Origin of the sequence: Rhodohalobacter halophilus, assembly GCF_001715195.1 — a bacterium.
In the GTDB taxonomy this organism is placed as follows: Bacteria; Bacteroidota; Rhodothermia; order Balneolales; family Balneolaceae; genus Rhodohalobacter; species Rhodohalobacter halophilus.
The window spans coordinates 20511-29663 of record NZ_MDWE01000013.1; the positions used below are offsets into that span (position 1 = coordinate 20511).

Genomic DNA, 9153 nt, shown 5'->3' on the forward strand with positions numbered 1-9153 from the left:
CACTATTCTCCAGATGGTCATTTGTACGAGTTAAAGCAGAGCGAGTTGCTAAACTGTTAGAATTCTTGTTAGAAATAGGTGAGGGCGATTTTTTTTGCCCGGAAATACCAAAATCTGAGAACGCCACGATGCGGCAGACCGCTTCGGAGCGAAAAATCAAATAGAGGGTAATATGTTGTAAAGCTCTAAAAATCAAAGAAATAGTTAATCTAGTTCGCAGAATAGTATTCGAACTAATCCAATGTTAGAATATAGCAGAAAGTTAGCTAATAATTAAATATTGAATGAAAGTCGTCTATGATTTTACAATCTCTACTCCTGCACTCTCTTGATGGAGGCACCGGCGGCATTCAGTTTATCCTCGAGGTTCTCATATCCTCGGTCGAGATGATAAATTCGCAGAACTTCCGTAGTGCCTTTTGCGGCCATTCCTGCCATCACCAGGCTAACGCTTGCCCGGAGATCTGTACTCATTACTGAGGCACCGGTCAGTTCGGTTTTTCCATTGATGGTAACCCGATTCTTCTCAACCTTGAGATCAGCTCCTAATCGGTTCAGTTCAGGAACGTAACTAAAGCGATCAAAATAGATGGTGTCGGTTACTTTTGATTCCCCGTCAGCCTGGGTCATCAAGGTTGCCCACTGTGCCTGCAGGTCAGTTGGGAAACCGGGGTAGATTTCAGTCTTAACCGAAACAGGGTTTACACTGTTTTTTGATTGAATGCGAATGGTAGAACCGTTGATAGTCAGATCCACACCCAGCTTCTTAAAATGTTTTGGGAAGGTGCCTAAATCCTCCGGTTTGCATCCGGTCAGCGTCAAGTCCGATTCCGGATGCATGGCCGCGGCAATCATAAAGGTGCCGGTTTCAATCCGATCGGGATCGTTCGACATTTCAACTCCTTTCAGGATTTCTGCCTTTCGTATTGTGAGGGTATCTGTGCCAATTCCTTGAATATCAGCGCCCATTTTTACAAGCATGTTGCAGAGGAGCACAACATCGGGCTCTTTTGCAGCATTACGAATAATAAACTTTTTTGCTCGTTTGGCTGCCGCAAGAACCAGGTTGATAGTAGCGCCTACACTGCTTGGGTCGAGTGTGTACTCTCCGCCTTCCACTTCTTCGCCGTCGATGGAGGCTACCACATAACCGCCATCCAGATCGATATCTACTCCCATTGCTTCCATTCCCTTCAGGTGAAGGTCAACCGGACGAGGCCCCCAGGCACAACCTCCGGGAAGAGAAACGCGTGCTTTACCCATTTTTCCAATCAGTGCACCCAGCATATAAAATGATGCTCTCATTTTACGAACCAGGTCGTATGGAGCTTCTGTGTGGCTGAGATTTGTCGGGTCTATCACAAGCCTGTTTTCATCTTCCTGAAAATCGACCTTCGTACCTGTTACGCGAATCACATTGTTGAACGTATAGATATCCCGCAGTTTGGGGATCAGATCCAGGGTAGAGGGAGAGTCTCCCAGGATGGATGCTGCCATAAGAGGTAATGCTGCATTTTTTGATCCGCTGATTGCAATTTCACCTTGTAACGGGGTAGGGCCTTCAATAATAAATTTATCCACGTGGTTCGATTTCTAAAATGGTTTGACTTTTTTCTACACTGTCATTTTCAGACACGGAAACAGACGCTACAACACCGGATGTGGGAGCTTTTAACTCATTCTCCATCTTCATCGCTTCCAGAATTACAACCGGTTCACCCTCTTCCACTTCGTCGCCTTCTTTCACAAGCAGCTCCAGAATTTTACCCGGCATGGGTGCTTCGAGCAGTCCGGCCGATGCGAGTTCATCGGTGGAGAATCCAAGTTTTTCGAGAAGAAGCTCCTGTTCATCCTTTACGGTTGTTTCAACATACTTTCCATCAAAAGAGAAGGAGACCGTCTGTTTATCTACTTTTATGTTATCGATGATGTGCAACTTAGTTCCGAAACGAATCAAAAGACGCCCGGTATTGGGCTGTTCAAGCAGTTCATACTGCATTCTGTTTCCGTTTACGGTGGCAACGGATTGTTCGCGATCAATTTCCACCTCAAAGGGGGTTTCATCTACGGTTGATTCAAATTGCATGATTCTGAATTTGTTTTAGTCCTGTTTTTGTGGCTTTGAAGCTGAACTGCTGAAGGTTATCTGAATCGTAAAAGGGGGAAACGGAACGCTGTGAATCGGTATCGATCACTTCAATATACCCGTGATTGATCAGGTTAATGAGATCGTCCCGAATAGTTCCCGGTGCAAAGCCGGTTTCGTCCAGAATGTGTTTGAACGTCTCCGGGAAAATGAGTTCCCGAACAATAGTGCGTTCCGATGGCGTAAGTTTCTCCTTTGGCATAGTGGATGAAGATAGAGCCTGAAGGGCTGAATGACAATCCGGATTTACGGGTTATTCCACCCGCACATCTCCATAGGTGATGATGTTTTCATTAGCATCCAGGATGATGATACGGTACGTACCCTGCGGATCTTCCCTGAAACGGGCAATGTCTAATGCAGATAAAGGAATAGAGGTAAGCCCCGGAGGGAGAGGTCTGCGCTGATCGTTATAAACATTTCTGATGTTGTTGTCACCGTAGTATGTATATGCGATTAACCCGGAGACAGACTCAACACCGGTAACAATAACATCGATAGAAATTTGGCCTGTGGACTGCACAGGATTAGGATAGGCCGGGTCAACCTCAACCATTCCCTGAAAAAATGGAGCAATTCGCCAATCATCCGGATCACTGTTTAAAATTTCCCCATGGCCGTCAGTCTCAGTAATTCCTTCCGGCAGGCTGAATGCTTCTCGTTCAAAATCGCGCTGGTCATTTGCCCGGTTGCAGCTTGTGAGCAGGATCAGGGGTAGAGATGTAAGGATGAATAGATATTTAACAGATAAATTCACAATTCTTGATTAATTGAAATGGAGGTTTAAGCAAATCAGTTACATCTTGTAAATGAGACGATATCGTCATGAAAATGTCGTATTTTTAAGCAAAACAAACAGAAAATAACTGACTAAGAATAATGATACAGGTTTACGGAATCAAAAACTGTAACAAAATGCGTGATACATTCAAGTGGCTGAAGGATCACAATGTGGAATATGAATTTGTAAACATCAAAAAAGAGCCGCTGACGAGAGACGAACTACAATCGTTTGTGAACCAGATTGGTCTGGATGTGCTGATAAACCGGCGCGGAATGAAGTGGCGCCAACTTGGCCTGAAGGATAAAAATTTGAGTGATGAAGAACTTTTCGATCAGCTGCTTGAACATCAGGTGATGATCAAACGCCCCGTACTGGTCCAGGGTGAGGCAATATTGGTTGGATATGATGAGGACGCTTTTGAAGCATTTGTGGATTAACTTTTTTTGGCTGTTACTCACACCGGCACTTTTCGCACAGTCCGGCCTGACATTTGAAAATGATCGGGAAACTGTTCCGGATATGCAGACGCTGCTCGATGCGCGGGAAGTGTTTGAATATGAGGTTCGATATGGATTTTTTACCCTTGGCTGGGTGGATGTGGAGCTTCTTCCGGACACCACCTGGAATGGCGAAAAAGCGTTTCATTTACGAACCACCATGCGCTCTAACCGGCGTGTACCGTTTATGGGTACCCGTATTGTGAACTATGAAAATATTTTTCAGTTCAACAGTCAGTGGCCCTACAGTCATGTTTTCTGGCGTGATGACATTCACGACGAGGAGTACGACCGTGTACGAATCAAATTTGATCGTGAAGAGCGGGAAATACACTTTTTTGAACGGGGAGAACCAACTGACACACTGGCCCTGGTTGAACCCGCGAGCGGGGGGGATATCATTTTTTACTACGCCCGAATGTTTGCCGGTTTGCAGGAGAAATTTGAGATCCCGGTCTACACAGAAGATATGATGGGAATTGTGTCTGCCGAGGGGCTTGAGGAGACCGAAATGCGAGAATATGAGGCGTTCGATGAACCGATTGAAACGTACCGCAGTGACGGAGTAGCCGATATTGAGGGACCGTTCGGTTTTAACGGAAATTTTAAAGCGTGGTTTGCGACAGATGATCTGCGGGTACCGGTTGAAGCACATGTAAAAGTAATTTTTGGTAACGTAAAAGTTCGATTGATTGATTATGAGCGCAGGGGACCCAATTAAAGTCTATTTCAAAAAGTTGGAGCATGGGAAGGATCTCCCGCTTCCAAAGTACGAAAGTGATGAAGCTGCCGGTATGGACATCCGTGCGGCTCTCGATGAACCGCTGGTTTTAAAACCGGGTGAACGTACGCTCATTCCCACCGGTTTGAAAATGGCACTTCCATTTGGATATGAGGCTCAGATTCGTCCACGGAGCGGTTTGGCGTACAAACACGGTATCACGATGCTGAACACACCCGGCACTATCGATTCGGACTACAGGGGAGAGGTAAAAGTACTGGCGATCAATCACGGGACGGAGACGTTTACGGTACAGCACGGCGATCGGGTCGCTCAAATGGTTATAGCACCTGTCTATCAGCCCAGGGTGGTGGAGACGGCTGATTTACCTGAAAGCAACAGAGGAACAGGCGGATTTGGCAGCACGGGAGTAAAGTAATCAACGATTCCATTTTTAACAGTTAGCATCAAATCAGAACAACCCTATCCAGGTGACCGGTAAACTTCAGCCATATATCCAGTTAATAAAAGGAAACCACAACTACAGACGGTTGTGGATCGCTCAGTTGATCTCCAACTTTGGGGATTGGTTTGGCATACTTGCAGTTTACGCGATCATCCAAAAATACAGTGGATCTGAACTTCTGCTCGGTTTGATCATAGTAGTGAAAATGTTGAGTCTCGCCTCATTTTCACCGATTGCGGGCTACATCACTGACCGTTTCAACCGGCGTCAGCTGATGATTTGGTGCGACATCATACGTGGTGTGATTGTACTCGGTTTTATTCTCATTACATCCGAATCTCTGCTCTGGCTCGCCTATGTCTTGATCGCAGTTCAGATGGCGTTTTCGGCCATATTTGAACCCGCTAAAACATCGTCCATCCCAAACGTAACGACACCACAGGAGCTTGTGAATGCCAATATTCTATCGGCGGCATCGTGGAGTATCATTTTTACATCGGGGATGGCCGTCGGCGGATTTGCAACCGAGTGGCTGGGGACGGATCTGGTTTTTCTGATCAACGGAATCAGCTATGTAGGGTCCTCGTGGTTTGTTTACCGGGCTGAGATTCCTCAGAAGATGATGTCGAAAGAGGAGAAGCAGAAAACTCGAAATCCGCTCCATGGCATCAAGGATGGAATGAAATACCTGAAAACCAATAAGAGTGTTCTGCGTCCGACACTTGCCAAGGGAACCTTTACCATGTGCATCGGAGCGCTGGTTTATATGCTCATTATTGTAGCCGAAGATGTGCTGATGATGGGCAGTATTGGTCTGGGTATTCTTTATGCAGCAAGAGGCATTGGTACCGGTATCGGGCCGGTTATTGGCCGGCGAGTGTTCAGAAGTGAAGACCTGTGGGTAAAAGGAATGGGGTTTTTTATGATGATTGCCGGAGCGACCTATTTTGTGGTCAGTCAGTCTGATACGCTTTTCTGGATGGGGCTATTTGTGATGATTGCACACATGGCATCCGGTTCGAATTGGGTAATGAGCACCGTATTGGTTCAGCGGAGGGCGCCGGATCAGTATCGTGGTCGCGTATTTAGCCTGGAATGGCTGCTGTTTACACTGGCACAATCTGTATCGGTTACCATTGCCGCACTCATACTTGAATACGATTTATTAACGTTGAGAGAAACGATGGCGGTTTTTTCTGTGCTATTGGTGGTATCGGGAATTTTCTGGCTTTTTAAAATTGCCCCGGCTGAGGCGCGTCATCATGCGGAGCAGAGCGCTGCTGTTTAGGAGATAAGTGTTCTGCGTGATGAGATGTTCGTCTTCTTCAAGAAGTGTGGTATCTTAGAGATTGTAAATAATTTGTTGAATTATGATTTGGGAAAACAGTTCATATTTGTGGCTTTTGCTGCTACTTCCGCTTATTTACGGAGGGTACTACTGGTTCAGGCTGCAGCAACGTCAAAAACGTAAAAAGCTTTTTGATGATCGACTGATTGGTCAGTTGCGAAAAAATTTCTGGAGTACCGGAGATAGAGTGAGAATGTTCGCCATTCTGATCTCCATGTTCTTTTTTATCGTGGCTCTGGCCGGACCCAAGATTGGTACGGAAGTCCGAGAGATTCAGCGAAGCGGACTGAACATTATGGTAGCGATGGACCTCTCCCGCAGTATGAATGCTGAAGATGTACGTCCAAACCGTTTGGATAAAGCAAAGTTTGAGGTGAACCGCTTAGTCAATCGGCTGCAGGGTGATCGAATCGGGCTCATTGTTTTTTCCGGGGAGGCTTACATCCAGGCTCCCATTACCGCCGATTATTCTGCCCTCCGCCTCTTTCTGGATGTAGCCAATACCGATCAAATGCCTGTTACCGGGACCAATTTCCGATCGGCGATGGAGCGTGCCATCGAGGTGTTCGATTCTGTTGAGCGTCAAAATGCCTCCAATGTACTTCTATTTATAGCAGATGGGGAGAATCACGGTCCCGATTATGATGATACGCTTCGGGAGCTGACTGATCGCGGGGTGACGGTCTTTACCGTAGGAGTAGGGACATCAGAAGGTGGCCCCATTCCAATTTACGACGATCAGGGGCGGTTAACCGGCTATCACCGGGATCAACAGGGAAATACTGTGACCACACGGCTTGAAGAGAACACAATGCGCCGAATAGCTGATGCCGGAGGGGGAGAGTACTATGCACTGCGGTCGGGGAGCGACACAATTGAGCCATTTTTTGCCAGGCTCGATGAGCTGGAACGTGGCGAGTTTGGCAGCCAGGAGTATGCCGATTATGAAAATCAATATCAGATTTTGATGATGATCGGGATGCTCTTTTTTGTGACCGGTCTCTTCTTTCCGGATCATTTGAATAGAAATAGAGAAATTAAAAATAGTTAGGTTAAATGATTAAGCTGTTTGTAACAGATCTGGACGGGTGCATTTCTGAACCGTTCAAAACCCCAAATTGGGATGCGATACATAAAATCAGAGAGCTGAACCTGAAGAGCCGTGAGTCTGAGCTGATACCGCCGCTTACCATCTGTACCGGCCGCCCATTTCCCTATGCCGAAGCTGTGGCGCAGTGGCTGGATGTCCGGCTGCCGTTTGTTTTTGAAAGCGCAGGACTTTTTCATTGGGACGGTCACCGATTTGAAACAGCCATCAACACAGAGAATGGGATGATGGAGCCGATTCGTGCAATGAAACGCTGGCTCACAGAGGAAATTCTCCCACAATACCCGGGTATAAATCTTGAGTTTTCCAAAATGATGGATGCCGGTGTTGTGGGGCAGGACGAGAAGACGATCAATCATCTGCATCTTTTGATTCAGGAAAAAGTGAAGCAAGATTATCCGGAACTGATTGTTCATGCAACGGATGTTTCTGTGAACACGCTGATGCCGGGAAATGATAAACTTCAGGGGTTTAAGCTGTTGAGCCGCGCATTGGGAATCCAGCTTTCTGAAATGGCCTATATTGGAGACAGCAGCGGAGATGTGCCGGCACTGAAAGAGGTGAGGTTGCCATTTGTTCCAATGAATGCAAGAGAGATCGCCAAAGAGCATGGCGAAGTGATTGAAAAACAAACAACAGAGGCAGTGCTGGAAGCGTATAATCGAATTGTAAGTTACAATACTGAATTCGTCAAACAGAGGTAGAGAGAGTCTGTCAGAGGTACTTTCCGCATCCGGTTAAGGTTCGATCAGTATAGTTTACCGTAACATGATGAGTAAAGAGAAATCCGCTCATGCTATCCCTGCAAAATCCGGGTGTGTAGGTAAGGCTGAACTCTTCGCCGCTATACGTTTTGGTTTCGTCCTGAATCTCTTCGGTAAATGATGAGATTGGGTAATGTTTTTCGAGCTCCGGAGTTGAAAAGGTGATCTGCTCTTCATGATCAATTCGCGCACTCCAGAACGGTTCATTACCGCTGGCCAGAAAATCCACGCCTCTCTTTCGAAGTTCACTGTGATGTTTCCTGATTGATTCTTCTTCGCGTGAACGTGAAAGCCGGTAAGAGTCCTCAAGTTCTCCGGAAATTAACTGAAGATCCCTGTCGAGCATGGTAAGTTCATCCTCGGAAAAGAGAAATGCTTTGTGAATATCATCCTCCGTTCGAAAGAGTTTGAGGGTATCACGGTGGATGGTCCAGTTTCCCTCTTGACGGAAAAGGTCATTTCCCCTGTCGATGTAATGACTCCACTCGGTAAACCGGTTCTCTTCCAGAACAAGCGTGTAATCGATACCGGGACAGTCGGCGCAAGGGATTACCCCGGAATAAACCACCGGGAACTCTTCAATGAGTTTTGTTTCCTCACCCTTGTTCATCTGATTGAGTGCTGTATGAACCCTGATTAGGATAAACACGGCTAACAAAACCAGAATCGTGATATTGATGATCTTATTTTTCACCGAATTCAGGTCAGGTTTTTGGTTTTATCCATCGACTCATCGGCTATCTCTGCATGGTATTGCTCCAGCTTCTCAGTAATCGATGGATCATTCATACTGATCATCCGTGCAGCAAGCAATCCGGCATTCCTGGCTTTGCCAATGGCCACGGTTGCCACAGGCACTCCATTTGGCATCTGAACGATGGAGTAGAGGCTGTCGAGTCCTCCAAGCGCAGTTGTTTTAACCGGAACACCAATCACAGGAAGTGTGGTGTAGGCAGCAAGCATACCGGGCAGGTGAGCTGCACCTCCGGCACCGGCAATGATGACCTTCAACCCACGTTCACGGGCCAATGAGCCATATTCTGCCATTACATCGGGTGTGCGGTGAGCAGAAACGACCCGTTTTTCGTAGGGTATTTTAAACTGGTCCAGAATTTCGGTTGCCTCTTTCATCGTGGGCCAGTCGCTGTCGCTGCCCATTACCACGCCTACAATCGGTTCACTGCTCATGTTCAAGTTCGGTCGTTTAATTGAATAAAATTTTATCTGACTAAATGTACGAATTGCTCAGAGGATTTGAGGAAGAAAATTTTAAAGAATCAAAAGTTCTGTTCCTTATGGCAAATTCCTTGATTTAATTT

General features: G+C 46.4%; 12 protein-coding genes. 6 read left to right on the plus strand and 6 right to left on the minus strand.

Translation table 11 applies throughout. The features are described from left to right. Window positions 1-312 precede the first annotated feature (312 nt). The 4 genes from murA to BG260_RS05180 are packed head-to-tail and all read right to left on the minus strand — an operon-like array spanning window position 313 to window position 2903. On the minus strand, window positions 313-1581 hold the full coding sequence (murA, locus tag BG260_RS05165; protein WP_069130897.1) for a UDP-N-acetylglucosamine 1-carboxyvinyltransferase: 1269 nt from the start codon (window positions 1579-1581) through the stop codon (window positions 313-315). Beyond that, window positions 1574-2086, minus strand: a complete 513-nt coding sequence (locus tag BG260_RS14435) for an acetyl-CoA carboxylase biotin carboxyl carrier protein subunit (RefSeq protein WP_069130898.1) — start codon at window positions 2084-2086, stop codon at window positions 1574-1576. The genes murA and BG260_RS14435 overlap by 8 nt, the downstream gene beginning before the upstream one ends. After that, complete coding sequence (locus tag BG260_RS05175; RefSeq protein ID WP_069130899.1) at window positions 2076-2348, minus strand: hypothetical protein; 273 nt, start codon at window positions 2346-2348, stop codon at window positions 2076-2078. The genes BG260_RS14435 and BG260_RS05175 overlap by 11 nt, the downstream gene beginning before the upstream one ends. Window positions 2349-2399: 51 nt before the next feature. Continuing rightward, a complete protein-coding gene (locus BG260_RS05180; RefSeq protein ID WP_069130900.1) occupies window positions 2400-2903 on the minus strand; it encodes a hypothetical protein in 504 nt (167 codons plus the stop codon). Window positions 2904-3025: 122 nt separating this feature from the next. Here BG260_RS05180 and BG260_RS05185 point away from each other — a divergent pair, with 122 nt between their 5' ends. The 6 genes from BG260_RS05185 to BG260_RS05210 all read left to right on the plus strand — a co-directional run bounded on the left by BG260_RS05185 (window position 3026) and on the right by BG260_RS05210 (window position 7774). Further along, on the plus strand, window positions 3026-3367 hold the full coding sequence (locus BG260_RS05185) for an arsenate reductase family protein (RefSeq protein WP_069130901.1): 342 nt from the start codon (window positions 3026-3028) through the stop codon (window positions 3365-3367). Continuing rightward, on the plus strand, window positions 3333-4148 hold the full coding sequence (locus BG260_RS05190; protein WP_141691520.1) for a DUF3108 domain-containing protein: 816 nt from the start codon (window positions 3333-3335) through the stop codon (window positions 4146-4148). The genes BG260_RS05185 and BG260_RS05190 overlap by 35 nt, the downstream gene beginning before the upstream one ends. Continuing rightward, a complete protein-coding gene (dut, locus tag BG260_RS05195) occupies window positions 4126-4587 on the plus strand; it encodes a dUTP diphosphatase (protein ID WP_069130903.1) in 462 nt (153 codons plus the stop codon). Before BG260_RS05190 ends, dut begins: the two co-directional genes overlap by 23 nt. Before the next feature lie 52 nt (window positions 4588-4639). Then, window positions 4640-5902 (plus strand): MFS transporter, encoded by a 1263-nt coding sequence (locus tag BG260_RS05200; protein WP_069130904.1) that lies wholly within the window; start codon window positions 4640-4642, stop codon window positions 5900-5902. Between the two features lie 82 nt (window positions 5903-5984). Continuing rightward, the gene (locus tag BG260_RS05205; protein ID WP_069130905.1) at window positions 5985-7013 is read left to right on the plus strand and encodes a vWA domain-containing protein; all 1029 of its coding nucleotides are present in this window, start codon (window positions 5985-5987) and stop codon (window positions 7011-7013) included. 5 nt (window positions 7014-7018) lie between these two features. Then, window positions 7019-7774, plus strand: coding sequence for an HAD hydrolase family protein (locus tag BG260_RS05210; protein ID WP_069130906.1), 756 nt, complete (start codon window positions 7019-7021; stop codon window positions 7772-7774). A gap of 10 nt (window positions 7775-7784) precedes the next feature. On the opposite strand, the gene BG260_RS05215 is transcribed toward BG260_RS05210, so the two are convergent. Further along, window positions 7785-8528 carry a copper resistance protein NlpE N-terminal domain-containing protein gene (locus BG260_RS05215; RefSeq protein WP_069130907.1) on the minus strand — a complete coding sequence of 248 codons (744 nt, stop codon included), beginning with the start codon at window positions 8526-8528 and terminating at the stop codon, window positions 7785-7787. A 5-nt stretch (window positions 8529-8533) separates the two neighbouring features. Further along, on the minus strand, window positions 8534-9022 hold the full coding sequence (gene purE, locus BG260_RS05220) for a 5-(carboxyamino)imidazole ribonucleotide mutase (protein WP_069130908.1): 489 nt from the start codon (window positions 9020-9022) through the stop codon (window positions 8534-8536). Window positions 9023-9153: the final 131 nt, after the last annotated feature.